Genomic DNA, 20,685 nt, shown 5'->3' with positions numbered 1-20,685 from the left:
CCCGGCCGGTGCGGCCGGCTACTGCAGCCGGATCGGATTGACGATGTCGGCGGTCACCGTCAGCAGCGTGACGCCGCCGCCGATGACTATCAGCACCATCGTGATCGCGGACAGCTTCGTGTAGTCGACCGGACCGCCCGCGGGCTTGCCGCGCAGGCCGCGGATCCAGTCACGGACCCGCTCGTACCAGACGATCGCGATGTGGCCGCCGTCCATCGGCAGCAGCGGCAGCAGGTTGAACACGCCGATGAAGAAGTTCAGGCTGGCCAGCAGCAGCAGGAACACCTGCCACAGCCCGGCCTCCACCGCCTCGCCGCCGAGCCGGCTCGCGCCGACCACGCTGACCGGGGTGTCCGGGTCGCGCTGGCCGCCGAAGATCGAGTGGATGACCGCCGGGATGCGCTTCGGGAAGGCCATCAGGCCGTCCCAGGTGCGGGCGAACATGTCGCCGGTGAACGAGGTCGCGCCGCCGAACGCGCCGAGCGCGCTGTAGTGGATGCTCTTCGCCACACCGACGCCGACCGCGCCGACCGACTGGGTGCCGCCCTTCTGGTCCGGCCGGGTCACCTTGGGCACGTCGACGGTGAAGGTCTGCTGCTTGCCGCCCCGTTCCACGACGACCGGCACCGGCCCGGACACCGCCTGCACCTGGGTGACCATGTCCGGCCAGGTCGAGGTCGGCTTCCCGGCCACGGAAACGATCTGGTCGCCGGGCAGCAGGCCGGCCGCCTTCGCCGGGGCCGGGTCGCCGGGCTTGCAGACCGGGTTGTTGACCTGGTCGATGGTGGTGGCGTTCTGCACGCAGTCGGAGATCGTCGAGACGATCGGCTTCTGGTCCACGTTGGGCAGGCCCATCGTCGCCGCCATCGCGAACAGCACGATGAAGCCGATCAGGAAGTGCGCGATCGAACCGGCCGACATCACGACCGTGCGCTTCCAGGTCTTGAACCGCCACATCGCCCGCGGCGCTTCCTCCGGCGTGACCTCGTCCAGCGCGGTCATCCCGGCGATGTCGCAGAACCCGCCGAGCGGGATCGCCTTGAGTCCGTATTCGGTGTCACCGCGCCGGAAGGAGAACACCGTCGGCCCGAAGCCGACGAAGTACCGGCGGACCCGCATCCCGAACATCCGGGCGGTGACCATGTGGCCTGCTTCGTGCAACGCGACCGAGACACAGATCGCGAGTGCGAAGAGCACCACGCCGATCACATAGGCAAGCACGGGCGCTGCACCTCACCCCTCAGCCGCGACTCGCGATGCGGTGGCGGCAGGTTCGTCGTCTTCCACGGCTTTCAGCTGAAGCGGTGAGACCACCTGACAGTTACCTGGTCAAGTATCCGCCGTCAGCGTGAAGCCAGTGTTGCATCGACCGGGCGGTACCCCGCGCACCGGGCGCAGGTCAGCGGAGAAGTTCAGCCGCCCGGGTGCGGGCCCACTGCTCCGCGGCGAACACGTCGGCGACGTCGCGAGGCTCGCGACGCCATTCGTCCGCATCGGACACCACCTGCGCGATGGTGTCCACGATCGACAGGAAGCCGGCCCTGCCGTCCAGGAAGGCGGCCACCGCCTCCTCGTTCGCCGCGTTGTAGGCCGCCGGCAGGCAGCCGCCCGCCGTGCCGACCTCGCGGGCCAGCTCGACCGCCGGGAACGCCTCGTTGTCGACCGGTTCGAAGGTCCAGCTCGCCGCGGTGTCCCAGGAACATGCCTGCGCCGCGCCCGGGACGCGATGCGGCCAGTTCAGCGCGAGCGCGATCGGCAGCCGCATGTCCGGCGGGCTGGCCTGGGCGATCGTGGACCCGTCGGTGAAGGTGGCCATCGAGTGCACGATGGACTGCGGGTGCACGGTCACGTCGATCCGCGCCGGCTCGATGCCGAACAGCAGCGACGCCTCGATCAGTTCCAGGCCCTTGTTGACCAGCGTCGAGGAGTTGATGGTGATCAGCGGGCCCATCGACCAGGTCGGATGGGCCATCGCCTGCTCGACGGTCACCTCGCCGAGGTCCGCGCGCTTGCGGCCGCGGAACGGCCCGCCGGACGCGGTGAGCACCAGCCGCGCGACCTCGTTGCCGGTGCCCGACCGCAGCGCCTGCGCCATCGCCGAGTGCTCGGAATCGACCGGCACCAGCTGTCCCGGCTTCGCCGCGGCGAGCACCAGCGGTCCGCCGGCGATCAAGGATTCCTTGTTGGCCAGGGCGAGCGTCGAGCCGGTGGCCAGCGCGCGCAGCGTCGGGTCGAGCCCCTGCGAGCCGGGCAGCGCGTTGAGCACCACATCGACCTGAACGGTCTCGATCAGCTGGGCCACCGCGTCAGTGCCGGCGAGGATGCGCGGAAGGCGGAATTCGCCCTTCGCGTAGCCCCGGCGTTGAGCCTCCGCATACAGCGCGAGCTGCAGGTCTTCGACCGCCGTGGGCTTCGTCACGGCGACTGCGGCTACTTCGTGCGCGAGCGCTTGCGCGGCGAGCGCCGCCGGGTCGGAACCGCCGGCCGCGATGCCGGCGATCGTGAACAGATGCGGGTTGCGGGCGGCGACATCGAGCGTCTGGGTTCCGATGGATCCGGTGGAGCCCAGCACGAGGACGCTTCGCGAAGTAGTCATCAGCGAGCATTATGGCCCGGGTCCTGTCCGCGCGACGCCTGGCGGTGTGGGATCATGCGGGGGCACAACATCAGGCGGTTCGAAGGAGTGGTCGTGGCAGGCAAGGCGGTCGAGAAGCGCCCCGAGGTCGACCCGCGCGACGAGCCGTCCGCGGAGTGGGGCTGGCACGGCACGTTCCCGAAGGCCACCCGCATCGCGGGCTGGGTCTCGGCGATCATCCTGCTGGTGATGATCAAGGGCAACCACGAGAACAACACGGAGAACGTGTGGCTCGTCGGGCTCTCCGCGTTCATCGTGCTGCTCCTGCTGCTCGACCTGCGCAAGCGCCGCACCGCCTGGCGCAAGTAACCCGTCTTCGCTGGGGCAGGCTCGCGACTCGCGAGCCTGCCCTTTCGCCTGTCCGCGACTTCCCTGGCCCGGCTTCCCGGGCGCGACGTTCCTTGCGCGACGTTCCTTGGGCGGCGTCCCCGGCGCGACTTCTCCCGGCGCGACTTCTCCCGCGGGGCGTCCGTGAAGGGCCCATTGCGGGAATCTAAGTCCCTCAAGGGGCCCTTCACGGACGGGCAGGCGGGCCGAGTGCCGCCCGAAACCTGGTGCCCAGTGCCAGGGTTCGCTACTTTGCGGCCGCATGAAGACACGCTGGGTCGCGTTCGCGGCCGCCGTCATCGCCGGACTTTCGCTGGCCGTCGCGGCCCCGGCCACCGCCGCTCCCACCGCAGCCGCGCCCACCACCGCCGTCCCCACCGCGACCGCTCCCGCCGCAGCCGCTCCCGCCGCAGCCGCTCCCGCCGCAGCCGCCCCCACCACCGCCGTCCCCACCGCGACCGTCCCCGCAGCAGCCGCGAAACCGCCGGTGGTGCCCTGCACCTTCACCCCGACCCCGGACAACCCGGCGGCCCGGCCGGTGTTGCGCCCGCTGCCGTTCGCGTTCACTCGCGGGAGCGTCGACGTGACGTTCCACTACAACTACGGCCCGGTCACCGTGCGGCTCGACCGCGCCGGCGCGGCTCCCTGTGCGGTGGCGAACATGACCAGCCTGGTGCTGCAGCACTTCTACGACCGGTCGCAGTGCTGGCGGCTGTCGAACTCGGCCCGTCTCGGCGTCCTGCAGTGCGGCGACCTCTACGAGGTCGAAAAGGGCGGCCCTGGGTACAAGTTCCCGGACGAGGTGACCGGCGCGGAGACCTACGAGCGCGGCACGGTCGCGATGGGCAACCAGGGTCCGGGCACGAACGGCAGCGAGTTCTTCATCGTGCACTCGTTCGCGCACATCCCGGCGCACTACTCGGTGCTGGGCAAGGTCGTGCGCGGCATGGAGGTGCTGGACCGGATGGTCGCCGACGGCATTGTCCCGACCGATCCGAACGGCCCGCTCGACGGCGCGCCCAGGCATCCGGTGAAGATCCGCTCGGTCAGCTTCGGCTGGTAGCCCCGGCTCGGTAAGCCCGCAGGAAGACGCCGACCCCGGACCGGATCACCGCGTCCGGGTCGGCGTCCGGGTCCGCGGCCACGCTGCCCGCGGTGAGCTGTACCAGGTGGACGGCGGCCAGCGACGGGTCCGGCAGTTCGAGCAGCCCCTCGGCGGCGAGCCGGCGCAGATGGCCGGCCAGCGCGCGGCGCACCCGGCCTGGACCGCGGTCCTTCCACGCTGCCACCGTTTCCGGGTCGATGTGGTCGAGGTCGGCCTGGACCTGACGCACCAGAGCCCAGTGCGGCTCGGTGTCCGGGTCCCGTTTCGCCCACCGCAGCCCGAATTCGACGAGGTCGGCTTCCAGGTCGACGATCCGGCCGAGCAGCGCGTCGGCGATCGCGGTCTGGCGTTCGGCGACCCGGTCGGAGCTGTCCAGGATCACCGCGCGGAACAACCCGGCCTTGTCGCCGTAGTGGTTGTAGATCGTCCGCGACGAGACTCCCGCCTCGGCGGCGAGCACGTCGATGCTCGCGCGGGCGTAGCCGTCCCGCGCGAACACGCGCAGGGCGCCGTCGAGCAGTGCGCGCTGTTTGTCCGTCCTCACCGGCCCAGTATGCCGAAGTACAACGATCGTTGCAAAAATTACAACGACCGTTGTAACTTGGGGCTATGACACTTCGCTTGGCTGTCGTCTCCGGCAGCACCCGCCCTGGCCGCCGGGCCGCTCAGGTCGCCGAATGGGCCCGCGCACAGGCCGTCGCTCACCTCGGCGACCGGGCCCAGGTGGACCTGGTCGACCTCGCCGACGTCGGCCTGCCGTTACTGGACGAACCAGTGCCGGCCGCGATCGGCGGCTACCGCAACGAGCACACCCAGCGCTGGGCCGAACTAGTCGACGCGTTCGACGGCTTCGTGTTCGTCACCCCGGAGTACAACCACTCGATGCCGGCCGCGCTCAAGAACGCGATCGACTTCCTGTTCGCCGAATGGCGGAACAAAGCCGCCGGTTTCGTCAGCTACGGCCTCAACGGCGGCACCCGCGCGGTGGAGCACCTGCGGCTCACGCTCGCCGAGGTCAGCGTCGCCTGCGTGCGCAGCCAGGTCGCGTTGGGGCTGTTCACCGACTTCGTCGTCACCGACCCGGCCGAGCCCGGCACGTTCGCTCCGGCCGGGCACCACGACGCGATCCTGGCCCGGATGCTGGACGAGCTCGTCGACTGGTCCACCGCGCTGCGCGGCCTGCGGGTCCCGCGGTGACCACCGTCGCCGCGCCGATCGACCGGGCCACCTGGCGGATCTGCTGGGTGATCGTGTTCGGCGCGTTCGCCAGCGGACTGGACGCGTCCGTCGTCACCATCGGCCTCGACTCGATCAGCCGCGACCTGCACGCGGATCTTTCGGTGACGCAATGGGTCGCGAGCGGGTACCTGCTCGCGCTCGCCCTGTCGCTCCCGCTGACCGGCTGGCTCTCGCGGCGATTCGGCGCCGGGCGGGTGTGGCTCGTCGCGCTCGCCGCGTTCACCGTCGCGTCCGGGCTGTGCGCGCTGGCGCCGGAGGTCGGGCTGCTGATCGTTTTCCGGCTGCTGCAGGGGCTGGCCGGCGGGATGCTGATCCCGGCCGGGCAAACCGTGCTGGGCCAACAGGTCGGCGCGGCCCGGCTCGGGCGGGTGATGGCGACGCTGGGGATCGCGGTGAGTGTCGCGCCCGCGCTCGGACCGCTCGTCGGCGGCGTGCTTCTGCAGTCGCTTTCCTGGCCGTGGCTGTTCGCGATCAACCTGCCGATCGGCGCGATCGGCTTGGCGCTTGGGCTTCGCTACGTACCGCGCGGGACGCCGACCGAGACGCACCGGATCGATTTCGCCGGTCTCGCGCTGGTCGCGGCGGGACTGCCGCTGGCACTGTTCGCGGTGACGTCCTGGGGCGAGTCCGGACAGCTGCCCTGGCCGATTCTCCTGCCCGCACTGGGTTTGCTGGCCTGGTTCGTCCTGCGCTGCCGTCGGCACCCGCATCCGCTGCTGGACTTTTCCTTGTACCGCAACCGGCTTTACCGGGCCGCCAGCCTCGCCGCCGCGTTCAACGGCGCACTGATCTTCGGCAGCGGGATCGTAGTGACGCTGTACTTCCAGATCGGCAGGCAGCTGAGTTTCGTCGGCACCGGCTTGAGCCTGCTCGGATTCGCCGGTGCCACGGCGGCAGCGGCCCCGTTCACCGGTCGGGCGGTCGACCGATACGGCACCGCGCCGGTCGCGTTGGCCGGCGCGGTGCTGGCGGTGGCGAGCACGATGCCGTTCGCGTTTCTCCCCGCGAACGCACCGATGGCGGTGGTTCAGCTGCTGCTGGCCGGATACGGGGCTTCGGTGGCGCTGGTGAGCATGCCGATGGGGATCGCGGCGTACAAAACCGTCTCGCCGGCGAAACTTCCCGACGCCGCCGCTCAGGTGACCATCCTGCTGCGGCTGGGCGGATCGCTCGGCGGCGCCGCGTTCACGGTGCTGATCGCGAACCATCTGCCAGACGTCGCCGCGGCGTTCCGGCTGGGATTCCTGGCAGTGAGCGTCGGTGCGGGCGGCGCGCTGGCCGCGGCGTGGCTGGTGGCCCGAGCTGCCCGGAATCCGGGCAGAGCTGAGACTATGGCCGGATGAACACTCCCCCGAACGGACTTCCGGTCTACCGCGTTCTCACCGGCCCCGACGACGCGGCGTTCTGCCACCGGGTCAGCGAGGCCCTCGCGCTGGGCTACCGCCTGCACGAGGGCCCCTCGGTGACTTTCAACGGCGAGCACGTCATCGTCGCGCAAGCGGTGCTCTGGCCAGTCGACTGACTTACCGGTCGCTGCGCGGGGAAACCAGCTCGCTCGGCCCGCCGCCGGATTCACCGGCCACCGCGGCCAGTTCCTCGCCCACCGACTCCGGCGACTTCTTCACGTCCTTGCACAGCAGCGAGGCGACCGCGCCGATCAGGCACACCACGATCGCGAAGCCGAACGCCACCGCGAGGCCGTCCTGGAACGGGCCGGAGATCAGGTTCGGGAAGAAGCTCCGCCCGGTCAGGAAGCTCGCCTGGTCGGCGGGCAGGTTGTGCAACTGCGGGCCGAGCAGCTGCTGGATCGGGTTGTAGCCGAGGAAGGCCGCGAAGAGCACCGCCACCGCGGGCAGGTGCGCGACCTGCTGTGCGGCCGCCTCCGGGACGCCGTGCTGGATCAGGCCCCGCGACATCGCGCCCGGCAGGTTGTCGGACAGCCCGGCGATGATCAGGCTGAAGAAGAACCCGATCGACAGCACCATCGCCGCGTTCTGGAAGGTGGTCATCATGCCCGCGCCGGACCCGCGCGAATCGGCGGGCAGGCTGTTCATCACCTCGGCCCGGTTGGGCGAGGAGAACATGCCCATGCCGATGCCGTTGAGCAGCAGGATCGCCGCGAACGCCCAGTAGTTGAAGTCCACCGGCAGGAACGTCAGCAGCAGGAAGGTCAGCGCGGTGATGACCAAGCCGCCGGAGGCCAGCAGCCGGCTGCCGATCCGGTCGGACAGGATGCCGGACGTCGGCGCGGACACCAGGAAGCCGATGGTCAGCGGCAGCATGTAGATACCCGCCCACAGCGGGGTCTGCTCGAAGGTGTAGCCGTGCTGCGGCAGCCAGATCCCCTGCAACCAGATGATCAGCACGAACTGCAGCCCGCCGCGGCCGAGCGAGGCGGTGAGGTTCGCCAGGTTGCCCCAGCTGAACGAGCGGATCTTGAACAGCGACAACCGGAACAGCGGGTTGTCCACCTTGGTCTCGATGATCACGAACGCGATCAGCACCGCGATCCCGCCGATCAGGCAGGACAGCACCATCGGGCTGCCCCAGCCGGTCTGCGACGTGCCGTAGGGCTGGATGCCGTAGGTGATGCCGACCAGCACCGCGATGAGGCCGACCGCGAAGGTGATGTTGCCCCACCAGTCCATCTTCGCGTGCTTGCGGACGCCGGTGTCGTGCAGCTTCAGGTACGCCCAGACCGTGCCGATCACGCCGAACGGCACCGACACCAGGAAGATCAGGTTCCAGTCGACCGGGGCCAGCACGCCGCCGACCACCAGGCCGAGGAACGAGCCGGCGATCGCCGCGACGCCGTTCATGCCGAGCGCGAGGCCGCGCTGGTTCGCCGGGAAGGCGTCGGTGAGGATCGCCGACGAGTTGGCCATCAGGAAGGCGCCGCCCACGCCCTGCACGATCCGCCAGCCGATCAGCCACAGCGCGGCCGCGTCGCCCTGGAACCAGGTGATGGCCAGCATGATCGAGGAAACCGTGAAGACGGCGAAGCCGAGGTTGTACATCCGGGCCCGGCCGTACATGTCGCCCAGCCGGCCGAACGCCACTACCAGCACCGCGGTGACCACGAGGAAGCCCATGATCATCCACAGCAGGTAGCTGGTGTTGGACGGCTCCAGCGGGTTGATGCCGATGCCCTTGAAGATGTCCGGCAGCGCGATCAGCACGATCGACGAGTTGATCGTCGCGATCAGCATCCCGAGCGTCGTGTTGGACAGCGCGATCCACTTGTACCGCGGGCCCAGCTCCGCGATCGAATACGTCCTGCGCTCCGCCACCGTCACAAACCCCTCTCCCAGCCGTTCCCTTAGCTAGGCTAAGCAAGTTGGTTGCGGTAGGCAACCAACAATCGGAAACGACTGGGAGACAAGGGTCACAAATCGATGACTATCCTTTGTGGACTATTTACCTTCACCCGGTCGAGTTACCGCTGAGCGGGACCGCCGAACACCTTTCCCGGATTCAGGATGCGGTGCGGGTCGAGCGCCTCCTTGACCGCGCGGTGCAGGTCGAGGACAGCCGGGCCCAGCTCCCGGGCCAACCCGGATTGCTTGAGCAGGCCGACTCCGTGCTCGCCGGTGACCGTGCCGCCGAGTTCGAGCGCGTCGGCGACGATGTCGTCGAAAGCCGCCTGCGCCCGGCGCTGCGCCTCGTCGTCGCCGGTCGGCGTGATCAGCAGCGGGTGCAGATTCCCGTCGCCGATGTGGGCGATATTGGCGATTTGCGTGTCGTGCCGTTCCGCGGCGAGGTCGATGCGGGCGAGCATTTCCGGCACCAGGTGGGTCGGCACGCAGACATCCTCGGTGAGCACCGGGCCGAGCCGTTCCAGCGCCGGGTACGCCAGCCGCCGGGCGGCGAACAGCGCGTCCGCCTCCTCCTGGTCGGTGGACTGCGCGGCCCACGTCGCACCGGCTTTCTCGAAGCATTCCAGCATCACCGCGGTCTCGTGCCCGCCCGGGACGTCGCTGCGGCCGAGCAGAACGACGTTCGCGTCCGCCGACAGTCCCATGTTCTTCCACGCGTCCACGGCGGCGAGGCAATGCCGGTCCACGAGTTCCAGCGCAGACGGAACCACACCGGCCGCCCGGATCGCCGCGGCCGCCTCGCCCGCCGCGACCGTCGAATCGAAGTAGCCGGCGACGGTCGCCTCCGCGGGGCGTTTCGCTCGCAGCCGCACGGTGACTTCGGTGAGCACGCCCAGCGTGCCTTCGGAGCCGACCATCAGCCCGGCGAGGTCGTACCCGGCGACGCCCTTCGCGGTGCGCCTGCCGAGCCGGACCAGCTCGCCGGTGCCGGTGACGACTTGCAGCCCCAGCACGTAATCGCGGGTCACCCCGTATTTGACACAGCAGACGCCGCCCGCGTTGGTGGCGACGTTGCCGCCGATCGTCGACCACGGCGAACTGGCCGGGTCCGGCGGATACCACAGCCCGTGGTCGGCGCAGGCCGCCCGGAGATCGTCATTGACCACACCGGGTTCGACCACGGCGAGCCTTTCGACCGGGTCGATCTCTTTGATCGCGGTCAGCCGGTCGGTGCTCAGCACGACACAGCCGGACAGCGCGTTCGCGCCGCCGGACAATCCAGTCCCCGCGCCGCGCGGCACCAACGGCGTGCGGTGCTTGATGCACTGCCGCACGACCGCCTGCACTTCGTCCGCGGTATGCGGTCGGACCAGCACCGCCGGTTCGCCGTAAGGGGCCCACTCGGCTTCGTCGTGCGCGTAGCCGCGCAGCACATCTGGGTCCTGCACGATCCGGTCGTCTGGCAGGACAGTGCGCAGGTCGTCGATCAGCATCGGCGCTCCTTCGTCGTCTCCACGCCAGATTAGGTCGAAAGCCGGCCGGCTCGTTCGACGTATCGGTGGAAGCACGCTTCGAGGAGGCAGGCATGGACACCGACGTCACGCACCGGGGAATCGCGATGCTGCGCGCCGTCGCCGCCGGACGCGGCCGGCTGACCCGCAGCTGCGAACCGGACCTGTTCGTGGACGGCCTGCCGTGCTGCGACCAGTTCACCGCGCACGCGCTGGCCCATGCCGGCCTGCTGCGCGCCATCGGTTCCGGCCCGGCTGGCTCGCCGGTGCCCGCCGAGCTGACGCCGGAGGGGGAAGCCCTGCTCGCCGCTGCCTGACCCGGCTACGCTGACCAGCTGGAACTCGTTACGAAGGGCAGGCCGGATGGCTTCCGAAACGGCGCGCCGCCGCCGACGTACGACAGTGGCGGTCAAGGACTCGCTTCGGGAGCTGCGCAATCAACTGTCGTTGCTGAACCATCAGGTCGGCGGCCGACTGAAAATCAAGGACGCCGACCTGGACTGCCTGGAGCTGATCTCGCGCGAGGGCCCGCTGAGCCCGAGTGCGCTGGCCCGCCGAGCGGGCCTGCACCCGGCGACGGTGACCGGCATCCTCGACCGGCTGGAGCGGGGCAGCTGGGTGGTGCGGGAGCGAGACCCCGCAGCGACGGACCGCCGCGCGGTCACGGTGCGCGCGGTGGCCGGGCGGGCGCAGGAGGTGTTCCGGCAGTACGCCGGGATGAACTCCGCGCTGGACGAGCTGTGCGCGGGCTACACCGAGGAGGAACTGGCCCTGATCGCCGGGTTTCTGCGACGGACGACGGAGCTGGGGCGAGGAGTGACGGACGAGCTCGCCAGCCAGTGACCTCGTCCCGCCGGCTCCCCGGTGCTTCCCAGTAGTCCGGGAAGGACCCCTTGACGGAATCTAAGTCCCGCAAGGGGCCCTTCCCGGACCGGGTCGGCAGGGCTCAGCTGTCGAGCGTGCCGTACACGATGATGTTGTCGAGATAGCTGTGCTTTTCCGGGTCGAACGCGCCGCCGCAGGTGATGAGGCGGATCTGCGCGTCGCTGGTGTTGCCGTAGACCGCTTCGGTGGGGAAGGTCTTCTTCGCGATCTGGTCGACCTTGGTCACCGTGAAGCTGGCCTTCGAGCCGTCCTTGCGGCCGACGATGATCTTGTCGCCCTGCTTCATCTCGTGCAGCCGCCAGAAGATGCCCTTCTGGTGGTTGCCGTCGATGTGGCCGAGGACGACCGCCGGACCGACCTGGCCCGGCTTGGGGCCGAAGTGGTACCAGCCGGCTTGCAGCGGCTGGTCGACCGGCGGCACCTGGACGGTCTTGTCGTCGTTGAGGCCGAGCGGGACCAGCGACGAGTGCGCGTCGATGCTGGGCACGTCAAGCGAAACCGGCTCCGCGACCTGCGCGGCCGAGGCGGAACTCGCCGGGGCCGCGGCCGGCGGAGTCTGGTCCGCCGAACCGCAGCCGAGCAGCGCGAAGTTGGCGATAAAAGCCAGCAGGAGCGCGAAAAGCCCGAACCGGGAACGGGTCACTTGACGGTCACCGCGGCCAGTGAGCCGTCCCCGGTCTCCGGCGCTCCGACCGGCACGACGGTCACCTGGCTGCCGCCGCCGTTGGCCGGCGGGGTCGGCTGACCCGGCTGGCCGGGCTGGGTGGTCGTCGGGTTGCCGGCGACCTTGGCGCAGGTGGACGAGGCGAGCACGATGTCGCCCTTGCCGAGCGCGTTGGTGACGTCGCCGCCGAGCAGCTTCACGTGCAGCGCGTTGACGGTGAGGCTGCCGTCGGCGTGCTTGATCTGCTCGTTGACGATGACCTGCAGCACGCCGTCGATGCCGAGCTTCTGGTTCGGCTTGGTCGACACCGGGATCTTGCCGATCTTGCCGAGGTCGAGGCCGACCAGCTCGGACGAAGCGGTGATGCCGTCCGAGGTGGACTTGCACTGGGAGCTGATCACGCGGGCCGTCGGGGTGCTGCCGGCGAGCGGCGCGAGCACCGGGAGCGCGGCGTCGACGATCGAGGCCTTCGAGGTGACCGGGCCGCCGGTGCCGGACTGGTTCGCCGAGCTGCTGATCACCTTCGCGGTGACCAGGCCCTTCAGCGGCGCGTCGAGGACGCTGGCCGACGTCGGGCCATCGGTCGAGGACGCGGCGAGCTTGCCGGTGTCGATGGTGATCCCCTTGCCGCCGAGCACGCCAGGCAGCAGCGAGACCGAAGCGGACGCGCCGTAAGCCGAACCGGCAGCCGACTCGGCGGCGACCGCCGACGGGGCGACGGCGGTGGCGAGCAGAGCCAGCGCGGGAACCGCGACCGCGAGGGTCCGTCCGCGCAGCAGGGCAGAACGCATGAATTGTCCTTCCGAACATCAAGAATGGAACCGCCCGCGGATCCCCGAATCCACGCGTGACCGCGCACAACTGTCGATCACCGGCAGGCCGCTGACATTAATCAAGCAGCCCTCGAAACGCAAAGCAAGATCGACTCCGCTGCGCGTCGACCAGCCGGTTCCCGTTACGGCAATTCCCGCAGTTTCACCACTAAAGAGTGATGTAACGCGGCGCTGCCGCCGCGATTTCTCACGCTGAGCTACCAACATCGGGGCCCATCTGGCGGATTGCCCCCAAACTCACCCGTAGGAGTGATCCTACGAAGGGTATTCGCCGAACACTTGGCGTGATGTGACCGCTACCGGCACACCTGGCGGTATTCGCTGGTCGACAATTCGTACCGGAACCAGGAACGGAACGGGCGGAAATTGTCCACAATGGAATCGGCGGCCGGAACAGGGGCCCGGAAATCTGCACGGTTTGTCGGGCGCGGGGGTGTGACCAGCGGTTATGGACAGTCCGAAGAGGACGTCCTGCGGATCGCCGGCGATGCGGTAGGCACGATGCGCGGGGCACGGAGGGCGGCGGGGCCCGCGAGCGACGCGCGGATGGGAAAAGGTGACCGGCGTGCGGCGCTTCCGCAGCGGCAGTAGCGGTCTGGTCGCCTGCGGCGGGTGAACGACGAGAGCGGCAGTAGCGGTCTGGTCGCCTGCCGCGGGCGAACGACGAGAACGGCAGGAGCGACGGTGCGGGCGCACGGCTCTGGAGCGAGAGCAGCCGCAGCGATAAGCGCGGCCAAGGCTGGGGCTCTGCGGCTGGAGCTCTGGGGCTGGGCGGTAGCTGTGGCCGGGGTGGACCGGGTTGGGCCGGGGTGGGCCACCTGCGCCAAGGTCGCTGCCAACGGGGCCCATAACGCAGCCGCGCCACAACCCGGCTGCCCACCGGACCACGCGCCGAGCGAGACCTCAGTCCGTCTGCCCCCGGACCAAAAGCACCACCCGAAGCACGTGCTCCACCGCCGACTCGAACACCGCGCCGCGAAGTTCGCCCCGGGTCGCCAGGTTGCGGGCGGCCAGGTCGATCATGCGGTCCGTCCCGCCGCGGCGGACCAGCAGCGCGGCTACTTCGTCCAGGTCGAGGCTCGGGTTGTCGAGCCGCGCCAGAGCGAACTCGATGAGGAGCTCTTCGTCGGTCACCCTCCCAGACTAATCGGAAACCGGGGGTTCAGGAGCGGCTCCGAAAGCGGCCGTACGGATGCGCCGCGACCAGCGTCACCCGCACCACCGCCCCGCTCGGCACCTCGTACTCGCGCTCCTCCCCCGGTTTCGCGCCGTCGAGTGCCTGTCCGAGCGGCGAGTCCGGCGAGCAGACCGCGACGTCGCCTGCCTCGTCGCGGGAGCCGAGGAGGAAGGTTTCCGTGCCGCCGCCGTCTTCGTAGCGCACGGTCAGGACCATCCCGGGTTCGGCGATGCCGTCGTCCGGTGGGTCTTCGCCGATCACGGCGTCCTGCACCAGCTCTTGCAGCTGGCGGATCCGGGCCTGGCGGTGCTGCCGACGGTCGAGCCGGTCCTGTTCGGAAGCGCCGTCATCGGGTTCGCGCTGCAGGTCGGCGAGTTCGGCGGTGAGGCGAGCGTGCGCGTCGGCGGTCAGCCAAGGGCGCGGTGCGGAGACAGGCATGAGCGGCAAGGGCCTTTCGGTGGTCGTCCGTGGGGGCCGGGTGAGCAGGAGGCGTCCAGCCCCCACGGACTTTGGCGGAGTCCCGCGGCGGTCAGCGGGGCTCGGGATCAGGGCGGCGGGAGAGCGCGTCGGCGGCGAACCAGCCGGCGGCCTTCACCAGAATGTCCCTTTCGGTGCGCAGCAACGCGTTCTCCGCGCGAAGGAAGATCAGCTCGGCGTGTTCGTCCCCGGTCGGCGGCGGACCGGCGGGATCGGCGGACACGGCCGGCTCACCGCAACGGGTCGAACGGGCGCAGGGCTTCCGGCTGTTTCCCGGTGGTGATCTGCTCGGCCAGCAGCCGCCCGGTGACCGCGCTGTGGGTCAGGCCCCACATGCCGTGGCCGCCCGCGACGTACAGGCCGGGCGCGCCGGTCTCGCCGATCACCGGGCGGCCGTCGGCGGTGACCGGACGCGAGCCGACCCACGTGTCGGTGCGTTCCTCCCAGCGCAGGCCCTTGAGCAGCGGCCGCGCCGAAGCGATGATCGCGTTGACGCGCGCGGGGTACAGCGGGTCGTCGGGTTCGCGGAACTCCATCGTCCCGGCCACCCGCAGGCCGCCTTGGTACGGCGTGCACGCGACCCGGATGTCGGGCAGGTAGATCGGACCGGGCACCGGCTGATCAGTCGGCACGGTGAAGGAGTATCCGCGCCCGGCCCGCACCGGGACGCGCACGCCCCACTTTCGAGCCAATCCGCCCAGCCACGCGCCGGTGGCGAGAACGACCGCGTTGGCGTTGACCGTCCGGCCGTTCGACGACTGCACGGTGTACGCGTGGTCGTGCCGCCGCACGGCCGCGACGTCGAACCGGTGCCGGATCGTGCCGCCGCGGCTGACCACCGCCCGGGCGAGCGCTTCGGCGAACCGGCCGGGGTCGACGTAGCGTTGCCCGTCGATCCGGATGCCGGCCCCGATCCGGTCGGTGACCTGCGGGAAGCGTTCGCGCAGTGCCGGACCGGAGAGCCGGGTCCAGGAGACCGGCTGTCCCGCGTCGCCGAGCCGGTTCAGCTCCGCGACGAGCGCCTGCGCCTGTCCGGCGGTCTCGAACATCGCGGTGATCGGGGCGTCGATGGTGGGCGCTTCGACGCCGTTGGAGGTCAGGACGTCGAACGCTTCCAGGCATTCCTCGTTGAACGGCAGGTTCGCGCGCACAGCCCGGGTCCAGGACCGGTTGGTGCAGTTCGCCGCGAACCGGGCGAGGAACTGCCACAACCGCGGGTCCGGTGTGGCCGGGACGTGCAGCGGCGCCTGCCGGTCGAGCAGCGAGCGCAGGCCGTAGCGCAGGACGGCGGGTTCGTTGAGCGGAATGGAAAGCCCGGGCGAAAGCCAGCCGGCGTTGCCCCAGGACGAGCCCGCGGCGATGCCCGCGCGGTCGACGACAGTGACCCGCACGCCACGCTCCTGCAAGAACCAGGCGGTCGACAACCCGACGATGCCCGCGCCGACGACGATCGCCGACCGCGGCCCGCCGTCCATCCGATCGAGATCGCCCATCTGTCTTCCTTCCGCACCTGGCCGAGCAGCGCGGAAGTGCCGTGCTGCCGATGCGGCCAGGATGACCCGGATCGGAGTCGGCGGCGTTGTCGAGTTCAGCCAAACCGGCGGAGTCGTTTTGTCCGATATGGCCAACAGGCTTGGACGGCTTTTTTCCTTAAGTCCGTGAGGGGCCCCTTGACGGACTCAGAGTTCCTCAGGGCGGGCTTGCTGGGTGCCGCGGCAGTGAGGCGAAGCAACGAGGTGCGACGGCAAAACCGCGAAACCCCGACGGCGGGCGCGCGGCCCGCTCGCCCGAGGCTCAGCGCGCCGAGTCCGCGACCGCCAGCTCGATGATCATCGCGAGCCGTTTCGCGGGCAGGTCCAGCCGCAGCGGCGTCACCTCCGCCATTTTCCGCAGCCGGTACCGGATCGTGTTCGGGTGCACGCCCAGCCGTTCCGCGGCTTCCGTCAGGTCGCCTTGGGTCTCCAGCCAGGCCCGCAGCGTCGCGACGTACTCGGTCGCATGCGCCGTGTCGTGCCGCGCCAGGTCGGCGATCGGACCGCGGGCCGGGACCCGGCCGGCGGCCGCGGCAGCGCGCAGGCGAAGGATCAGGATGTCGTCCCAGGACTCGTCGTAAGCGACTGTCTCGCCGGGCTTCGATCGGGTGTCGTGCAGTGCCAGGCATTCGTCGGATTCGCGGCGGCTGGCCGGAAGTTCCGCGGTGGACGCGGGCGCGCCGATGCCGGCCGCGACAGTCGCTTGCGCGGGCAAGGCGTCGCGGATGCCGTCGATCCAGGCACGTGCGGTCGCGACGTCTTCCCCGGGCAGAACCGTGTAGACCGTGTTGCTGAACAACGTGCTCCGGCCCGGCCGGGACCAGCCGAACCCGGTCGTCGCGCGTTCGAAGGCGAGCAGCAGGGCGGCGTGCCGTTCGTCGGCGATGTGCGCTTGGAGTGCGATCACCCGGAACCGGCCGGGCGGCAACCCGAGCCGGCTGAGCACGGCGGCCGCGTCCGGGGTTCCTTCCAGCAGGCGGATCACCAGGTCGGATTCGACCTGTCGTTCCAGGTCGGCGCTCGCCCGCGACCGCAGCAGGTGCAGGCCGACCGTGCGGGAACTGTCGTGCAGCACCGTGCGCCGGGCGTCGGGCAGCGGCTGCTCGCATTCCACCCAGATCGACCCGAGCGTCTCGCGCCCGGCCCGGACCGCGACGACCATCCGGCCGGTGAGACCGAGCGCGGAATCGGCTTCGACGAACAGCGGCTCGTCCGACTGCGCGAGGTGCGCGAACACCCCGCGCCGCTCGAACAGTTCCCGCACCGGATCCGGCACGCGCCGGCCGAGGATTGTCTCCAGCCGGACGCGGTCGGCGCCCTCCTGGCGGCTGGAGTAGGCGAGCACACGGGACAGCTGGTCCTCGATGGTGACCGCGCTGCCGAGCGCGTCGGCGAGGCTGTCGGCCAAGGCGAACAGGTCGGTCGGGCCGCGGCCGGATTCAGTTTCGCGGCCTTCCAGCACCAGGCCGTAGACCACGCCGGCGAGCTGGCCCCACGACACATCCGGGTCCACGAGAAGCACCGCGACCCGGCCCTCCTCGGCCCGCCCGTTCTCATCCGGCCCCGGCGCTGTCGCGCCGCGCACCAGCACGACCGACGCGCGCGCGGCGATCGCCCGTTCCACGGCCTCCAACACCGACCCGACGCCTACCGCGAGGTAGACGTCGCCCCGAAGCCCGCGCGGGTCGGCGGGATCGCCCATCACCACGTCGCGCAGCGCCGTCTCGCGCGCGACGGGACAGCAGCACAACCGCGCGCCGTATCCGCCGAGGACGTTGACGAGCCGATCCAGCGTGACCATGTCCTGTTCATACCCGACGATGCCCGCCCGGTCGTATCCTGCGAGACATGGCAGCTTCGCCGCGCCGCGCGACGGTCGAGGACGTGCACGAACTGGCGCTGGGAATGCCGCACGTCACGGTGGAGCGCGGCGGCGGCGGGAACCCGGTGTACCAGGTCGGCCGGAAGTCGTTCGTGTTCTTCCGGACGCCGCGGCCGGACGCGTTCGACCCGGAGACCGGCGAGCGCTACCCGGACGTCATCGTGTTCTGGGTGCCGTCCGAATCGGACAAGCAGGCCCTGGTCCAGGACCCGGACAGCCCGTTTTTCACTACCCCGCACTTCGACGGCCACCCTTCGGTGCTGGTCCGCGCGGCCCGGCTCGACGACCTCACGCTGCAGGAACTGACCGAAGTGGTCGAGGACGCTTGGCTGTCGCGGGCGTCGCCGCGGCGGCGCGAGGCGTGGCTCGCGCGGTAAGCGATCAGGAATCGAGAAGCGTCCGGGCGGCGGCCGGATTTAGCGTTTACGGCATGACTTCCTTCGACTTCATCACCCTCGACGTTCCCGATGTCGCCGCCGCCGAGCGCTTCTACCTCAGCGCGTTCGACCTGGGCGACCGGCTCCGCTTCCGCCAGTCGGACGCGCCGACCAGCGGCTTCCGCGGATACACCTTGTCGCTCACGGTCGCCCAGCCTGCCAACGCGGTCGCCTACCTGGACGCCGCGCTGGCCGCGGGCGGCACGTCCCTGAAACCCGCCGCCAAGTCGTTCTGGGGTTTCGGCGGCGTCGTGCGGGCCCCGGACGGCGCGATCTGGAAGGTCGCGTGTTCCTCCAAAAAGGACACCGGTGCCGGGGTTCGCGAGTACGAGCAGATGGTGCTGCTGCTGGGCGCGTCGGACGTGGCGGCCAGCAAGGAGTTCTATGTCTCGCACCGGCTCGAGGTGGGCAAGAGCTTCGGCAAGAAGTACGTGGAGTTCGAGACCAGCCCGATCAAGCTGGCGCTGTACGGCCGGCGCGCGCTGGCCAAGGACGCTGGCGTGCCGATGGAGGGCTCGGGCTCGCATCGGCTGACCATCGGCGGGGACGCCGGGCCGATGACGGACCCGGACGGATTCGCTTGGGAGACCTCGGTTCTGGCCGGATGACCAGATGGATCCGCCGGGCCGCCTCCGGCGGATCCGGCGTCTGGTCAGCGCGCCCCGCCTTCGGGGCAATAGCCGGAGCACAGCAGCACCATCCGCGAGAACCGGCCATCCGCGCCGTCGTCGTCGGCGTACGCCTGCTGTTCCACCGAGAACCAGCCCGCGCCGAGGCGTTCGCCGCGCACCCGCGCCCGCCAGCGCAGGTGCAGCCGAGGGCCGACCTTGTCGATCTCTCCCTCGACCAGCTCGAACTCGTCGAGGTCGCCGAACCAGCGAGTGAACGCGGCCTCGATCTCGTCCGGCCCGCGAAATTCGCGCAGTCCGTGCGGAAGCAGGGCGCTCAGTTGCGCCTCAGTGTCCATTGTGGAGGCGATCCGGGCGAAGTTCTGCCCGGACAGCGCCCGGAGCAAGGCGTCCGCCGCCGCAAGGCGGGAGGACTGGAGTTGGGTTGTCATGACTCAGGTTTACCGCTCGCGGCGGCGACGCGGATCGGGTAACTGCCCGATCTTTCTCAGGTCAGCCCGCGGCGCAACGCGACCAGCGCGGCCTGCGTCCGGGTGGTCACGCCGAGTTTGGCGTAAATGTGCTCCAGGTGCGTCGAAACCGTCTTCCGGGACACCGTGAGCGCGGCGGCGATCTCCGGGTTAGTCCGGCCGCGTGCCAGGTGCAGCAGGACTTCCGTCTCTCGCGCGGTCAGCCCGGCCGCGGTGCGGCGTACCCGCTGACCGTCCGAGGCCAGTACGGCGGTGACCGCGTCGGGGTCGAGACGGCCCGCGCGGGCTTCGGCGGTCAGGATGCCCGCCGCCGCGTCCCGGGTGAGCGGGGCGCGGTGCGGGCGCGGCTCGCCAAGGGCGTGGCGGACGTCGGCGGCGGCGAGCAGCCGGGCCGGCATCGGGAGTGCGTCCCCGGAAAGGCCGTGCGGGTAGCCGGAACCGTCGAGCCGTTCGTGGTGCTGGGCCGCGCATCGCGCGACCGCGGCCAGCCCGGGCATTCCGGCGAGCATCCGTTCGGTCAGGTACGGATGGGTGCGCGCGCGTTCTGCCTGCGCAAGCGACCACGGGCGGGTCGCGTTCCAGATCCCGCTCGGTACGCCGATCATCCCGATGTCGTGTACCCAGCCGGCGCGGCGCACCAGCCGGACGTCGTCCGCGGGCAGGCCGAGCCGGCCCGCGGCGGCCGCGGCGAGTGTCGCGACGCCGCGCGAGTGACCCAGCCGGGGCGGGGATTTGAGGTCGGCGAAGTCGCCGAACGCCTGCAGCGCGCGGTCGAGGTCGGCCTCGGACAGCCGCGCGCCGAGCTGTGGGTCGAGTGCGATCACCTCGTCCCAGGCCCGGATGTGGTCGAGCCCGGCCAGCACGTCGGCGCGATGCTGGAGGAAGCAGTCGACCAGTGACGGGTCGAACTGGGTGCCCCGGCGTTCCCGTGCGACCGCCGCCGCGCCGTCCCCGCCCGCGGTGTGGTGGAACGCTTCGACGTTGTCGGCGAGGTGCACCAGCCGGATCGCGAGGTCGAGGTCCGCGCCGCCGGCTTCGCCCGGGATGCCTCGGCCGTCCCAGCGCTCGAACGACTGCAGCAGCGGACGGCACACGTCGGCGCCGAGGTCCAGCCGCCCGGCGAGTTCGCTGGCGCTTTGGCAATGAGCCTGCATGACCTGCTGCACCGACCGGCCAGCGGTGGCGAGGAACTGGCCGGCCAGCGCGGCCCGGCGCAGCGGCGGAGCGCCGCGGCCGAGGTGGCGGAGGACGAACATGGCCATCGCGACGCCGGCGAGATCCCCGTCGTGGCTGTCCGCGTACAGCTCGGTCTCGTCGCCGAACAGCTCGGCCAGCTCGCTGGTGTCGGCGGCGCAACCGACCCAGGTGAGCAAGGACGTGTAGTAAGCGGCCGCGCGCACGCTCTCGTCCGCGCCGGCCGCGTCGGCCAGCCTCAGTGCGATCACCGTCTGCCGCAGCACGCGCTCCATCGGACGGCCCATGCCGAGGTCGGCCACCAGCGAGAGCGTGGCGACCAGCTCGGACAACCGCACCGGCGCGGTTTCCTTCACTACGGCAGGGTCGCC

Annotated in this window: 23 protein-coding genes; 9 read left to right on the top strand and 14 right to left on the bottom strand. The window is 70.5% G+C overall.

The annotated features are described in order from the left end of the window. Nucleotides 1–18: 18 nt before the first annotated feature. Both AMYBE_RS0101425 and dxr read right to left on the bottom strand, forming a co-directional pair. Entirely contained in the window at nucleotides 19–1,221 is a 1,203-nt protein-coding gene (locus AMYBE_RS0101425; RefSeq protein WP_020657542.1) for a M50 family metallopeptidase, read from the bottom strand. Between the two features lie 178 nt (nucleotides 1,222–1,399). Continuing rightward, on the bottom strand, nucleotides 1,400–2,596 hold the full coding sequence (dxr, locus tag AMYBE_RS0101420; RefSeq protein ID WP_020657541.1) for a 1-deoxy-D-xylulose-5-phosphate reductoisomerase: 1,197 nt from the start codon (nucleotides 2,594–2,596) through the stop codon (nucleotides 1,400–1,402). A gap of 93 nt (nucleotides 2,597–2,689) precedes the next feature. Between dxr and AMYBE_RS0101415 the strand changes: the two genes are divergently transcribed. Both AMYBE_RS0101415 and AMYBE_RS0101410 read left to right on the top strand, forming a co-directional pair. Next, nucleotides 2,690–2,944, top strand: coding sequence for a DUF2631 domain-containing protein (locus AMYBE_RS0101415; protein ID WP_027927271.1), 255 nt, complete (start codon nucleotides 2,690–2,692; stop codon nucleotides 2,942–2,944). Between the two features lie 280 nt (nucleotides 2,945–3,224). Further along, the gene (locus AMYBE_RS0101410) at nucleotides 3,225–4,025 is read left to right on the top strand and encodes a peptidylprolyl isomerase (protein WP_020657539.1); all 801 of its coding nucleotides are present in this window, start codon (nucleotides 3,225–3,227) and stop codon (nucleotides 4,023–4,025) included. Here AMYBE_RS0101410 and AMYBE_RS0101405 read toward each other — a convergent pair. Continuing rightward, entirely contained in the window at nucleotides 4,009–4,611 is a 603-nt protein-coding gene (locus AMYBE_RS0101405; protein ID WP_020657538.1) for a TetR/AcrR family transcriptional regulator, read from the bottom strand. The genes AMYBE_RS0101410 and AMYBE_RS0101405 overlap by 17 nt on opposite strands. Nucleotides 4,612–4,676: 65 nt before the next feature. Here AMYBE_RS0101405 and AMYBE_RS0101400 point away from each other — a divergent pair, with 65 nt between their 5' ends. The 3 genes from AMYBE_RS0101400 to AMYBE_RS0101390 are packed head-to-tail and all read left to right on the top strand — an operon-like array spanning nucleotide 4,677 to nucleotide 6,828. Beyond that, the gene (locus AMYBE_RS0101400; protein ID WP_020657537.1) at nucleotides 4,677–5,264 is read left to right on the top strand and encodes an NADPH-dependent FMN reductase; all 588 of its coding nucleotides are present in this window, start codon (nucleotides 4,677–4,679) and stop codon (nucleotides 5,262–5,264) included. Beyond that, nucleotides 5,261–6,649 (top strand): DHA2 family efflux MFS transporter permease subunit, encoded by a 1,389-nt coding sequence (locus tag AMYBE_RS0101395; protein ID WP_020657536.1) that lies wholly within the window; start codon nucleotides 5,261–5,263, stop codon nucleotides 6,647–6,649. Before AMYBE_RS0101400 ends, AMYBE_RS0101395 begins: the two co-directional genes overlap by 4 nt. Then, the gene (locus AMYBE_RS0101390; protein WP_020657535.1) at nucleotides 6,646–6,828 is read left to right on the top strand and encodes a DUF1737 domain-containing protein; all 183 of its coding nucleotides are present in this window, start codon (nucleotides 6,646–6,648) and stop codon (nucleotides 6,826–6,828) included. The genes AMYBE_RS0101395 and AMYBE_RS0101390 overlap by 4 nt, the downstream gene beginning before the upstream one ends. A 1-nt stretch (nucleotide 6,829) precedes the next feature. On the opposite strand, the gene AMYBE_RS0101385 is transcribed toward AMYBE_RS0101390, so the two are convergent. Together AMYBE_RS0101385 and AMYBE_RS0101380 are read right to left on the bottom strand one after the other, a co-directional pair. Continuing rightward, nucleotides 6,830–8,596: an MFS transporter gene (locus tag AMYBE_RS0101385; RefSeq protein WP_027927269.1), complete on the bottom strand. Its 1,767-nt coding sequence runs from the start codon at nucleotides 8,594–8,596 to the stop codon at nucleotides 6,830–6,832. 146 nt (nucleotides 8,597–8,742) lie between these two features. After that, nucleotides 8,743–10,116, bottom strand: a complete 1,374-nt coding sequence (locus AMYBE_RS0101380; RefSeq protein WP_020657533.1) for an FAD-binding oxidoreductase — start codon at nucleotides 10,114–10,116, stop codon at nucleotides 8,743–8,745. 92 nt (nucleotides 10,117–10,208) lie between these two features. On the opposite strand from AMYBE_RS0101380, the gene AMYBE_RS0101375 reads away from it, so the two are divergent. Further along, nucleotides 10,209–10,451, top strand: a complete 243-nt coding sequence (locus tag AMYBE_RS0101375) for a hypothetical protein (protein WP_020657532.1) — start codon at nucleotides 10,209–10,211, stop codon at nucleotides 10,449–10,451. Nucleotides 10,452–10,497: 46 nt separating this feature from the next. Further along, nucleotides 10,498–10,977 carry a MarR family transcriptional regulator gene (locus AMYBE_RS0101370; protein ID WP_027927268.1) on the top strand — a complete coding sequence of 160 codons (480 nt, stop codon included), beginning with the start codon at nucleotides 10,498–10,500 and terminating at the stop codon, nucleotides 10,975–10,977. Nucleotides 10,978–11,080: 103 nt separating this feature from the next. On the opposite strand, the gene AMYBE_RS0101365 is transcribed toward AMYBE_RS0101370, so the two are convergent. The 7 genes from AMYBE_RS0101365 to AMYBE_RS0101335 form a co-directional block, all read right to left on the bottom strand. Then, the gene (locus tag AMYBE_RS0101365; RefSeq protein WP_020657530.1) at nucleotides 11,081–11,662 is read right to left on the bottom strand and encodes a class F sortase; all 582 of its coding nucleotides are present in this window, start codon (nucleotides 11,660–11,662) and stop codon (nucleotides 11,081–11,083) included. Then, nucleotides 11,659–12,474 (bottom strand): choice-of-anchor P family protein, encoded by an 816-nt coding sequence (locus AMYBE_RS0101360; RefSeq protein WP_020657529.1) that lies wholly within the window; start codon nucleotides 12,472–12,474, stop codon nucleotides 11,659–11,661. The genes AMYBE_RS0101365 and AMYBE_RS0101360 overlap by 4 nt, the downstream gene beginning before the upstream one ends. A gap of 945 nt (nucleotides 12,475–13,419) precedes the next feature. Continuing rightward, a complete protein-coding gene (locus AMYBE_RS0101355; protein WP_020657528.1) occupies nucleotides 13,420–13,650 on the bottom strand; it encodes a hypothetical protein in 231 nt (76 codons plus the stop codon). 28 nt (nucleotides 13,651–13,678) lie between these two features. Next, entirely contained in the window at nucleotides 13,679–14,131 is a 453-nt protein-coding gene (locus tag AMYBE_RS0101350) for a GreA/GreB family elongation factor (RefSeq protein ID WP_020657527.1), read from the bottom strand. A 91-nt stretch (nucleotides 14,132–14,222) separates the two neighbouring features. Continuing rightward, entirely contained in the window at nucleotides 14,223–14,393 is a 171-nt protein-coding gene (locus AMYBE_RS45370) for a hypothetical protein (RefSeq protein ID WP_020657526.1), read from the bottom strand. Between the two features lie 7 nt (nucleotides 14,394–14,400). Continuing rightward, nucleotides 14,401–15,663 carry an NAD(P)/FAD-dependent oxidoreductase gene (locus tag AMYBE_RS0101340; protein ID WP_020657525.1) on the bottom strand — a complete coding sequence of 421 codons (1,263 nt, stop codon included), beginning with the start codon at nucleotides 15,661–15,663 and terminating at the stop codon, nucleotides 14,401–14,403. Nucleotides 15,664–15,964: 301 nt separating this feature from the next. Beyond that, nucleotides 15,965–17,503, bottom strand: coding sequence for a PucR family transcriptional regulator (locus AMYBE_RS0101335; RefSeq protein WP_020657524.1), 1,539 nt, complete (start codon nucleotides 17,501–17,503; stop codon nucleotides 15,965–15,967). A gap of 47 nt (nucleotides 17,504–17,550) precedes the next feature. Between AMYBE_RS0101335 and AMYBE_RS0101330 the strand changes: the two genes are divergently transcribed. Together AMYBE_RS0101330 and AMYBE_RS0101325 are read left to right on the top strand one after the other, a co-directional pair. Further along, the gene (locus AMYBE_RS0101330; RefSeq protein ID WP_020657523.1) at nucleotides 17,551–17,961 is read left to right on the top strand and encodes an MmcQ/YjbR family DNA-binding protein; all 411 of its coding nucleotides are present in this window, start codon (nucleotides 17,551–17,553) and stop codon (nucleotides 17,959–17,961) included. Nucleotides 17,962–18,014: 53 nt separating this feature from the next. Next, nucleotides 18,015–18,629, top strand: a complete 615-nt coding sequence (locus AMYBE_RS0101325) for a VOC family protein (RefSeq protein ID WP_020657522.1) — start codon at nucleotides 18,015–18,017, stop codon at nucleotides 18,627–18,629. Between the two features lie 44 nt (nucleotides 18,630–18,673). Here AMYBE_RS0101325 and AMYBE_RS0101320 read toward each other — a convergent pair whose 3' ends face one another. Both AMYBE_RS0101320 and AMYBE_RS0101315 read right to left on the bottom strand, forming a co-directional pair. Beyond that, nucleotides 18,674–19,081, bottom strand: a complete 408-nt coding sequence (locus tag AMYBE_RS0101320; protein WP_020657521.1) for a hypothetical protein — start codon at nucleotides 19,079–19,081, stop codon at nucleotides 18,674–18,676. A 56-nt stretch (nucleotides 19,082–19,137) separates the two neighbouring features. Continuing rightward, nucleotides 19,138–20,670, bottom strand: a complete 1,533-nt coding sequence (locus AMYBE_RS0101315) for an HD domain-containing phosphohydrolase (protein WP_020657520.1) — start codon at nucleotides 20,668–20,670, stop codon at nucleotides 19,138–19,140. Between the last annotated feature and the right edge of the window lie 15 nt (nucleotides 20,671–20,685).

It is taken from the genome of Amycolatopsis benzoatilytica AK 16/65 (assembly GCF_000383915.1).
GTDB classification, from domain to species: domain Bacteria; phylum Actinomycetota; class Actinomycetes; order Mycobacteriales; family Pseudonocardiaceae; genus Amycolatopsis; species Amycolatopsis benzoatilytica.
Note: the sequence above shows the minus strand (reverse complement) of the source record. Positions and strands in the feature narration are given on the sequence as shown.

Bases quoted from the DNA above. Each gene is read 5' to 3' on its own strand.
- dxr (WP_020657541.1), bottom strand. From the start codon at position 2,596: ATGACTACTTCGCGAAGCGTCCTCGTGCTGGGCTCCACCGGATCCATC.
- AMYBE_RS0101410 (WP_020657539.1), top strand. From the start codon at position 3,225: ATGAAGACACGCTGGGTCGCGTTCGCGGCCGCCGTCATCGCCGGACTT.
- AMYBE_RS0101400 (WP_020657537.1), top strand. From the start codon at position 4,677: ATGACACTTCGCTTGGCTGTCGTCTCCGGCAGCACCCGCCCTGGCCGC.
- AMYBE_RS0101390 (WP_020657535.1), top strand. From the start codon at position 6,646: ATGAACACTCCCCCGAACGGACTTCCGGTCTACCGCGTTCTCACCGGC.
- AMYBE_RS0101380 (WP_020657533.1), bottom strand. From the start codon at position 10,116: ATGCTGATCGACGACCTGCGCACTGTCCTGCCAGACGACCGGATCGTG.
- AMYBE_RS0101375 (WP_020657532.1), top strand. From the start codon at position 10,209: ATGGACACCGACGTCACGCACCGGGGAATCGCGATGCTGCGCGCCGTC.
- AMYBE_RS0101370 (WP_027927268.1), top strand. From the start codon at position 10,498: ATGGCTTCCGAAACGGCGCGCCGCCGCCGACGTACGACAGTGGCGGTC.
- AMYBE_RS0101360 (WP_020657529.1), bottom strand. From the start codon at position 12,474: ATGCGTTCTGCCCTGCTGCGCGGACGGACCCTCGCGGTCGCGGTTCCC.
- AMYBE_RS0101350 (WP_020657527.1), bottom strand. From the start codon at position 14,131: ATGCCTGTCTCCGCACCGCGCCCTTGGCTGACCGCCGACGCGCACGCT.
- AMYBE_RS0101340 (WP_020657525.1), bottom strand. From the start codon at position 15,663: ATGGGCGATCTCGATCGGATGGACGGCGGGCCGCGGTCGGCGATCGTC.
- AMYBE_RS0101335 (WP_020657524.1), bottom strand. From the start codon at position 17,503: ATGGTCACGCTGGATCGGCTCGTCAACGTCCTCGGCGGATACGGCGCG.
- AMYBE_RS0101330 (WP_020657523.1), top strand. From the start codon at position 17,551: ATGGCAGCTTCGCCGCGCCGCGCGACGGTCGAGGACGTGCACGAACTG.
- AMYBE_RS0101325 (WP_020657522.1), top strand. From the start codon at position 18,015: ATGACTTCCTTCGACTTCATCACCCTCGACGTTCCCGATGTCGCCGCC.
- AMYBE_RS0101320 (WP_020657521.1), bottom strand. From the start codon at position 19,081: ATGACAACCCAACTCCAGTCCTCCCGCCTTGCGGCGGCGGACGCCTTG.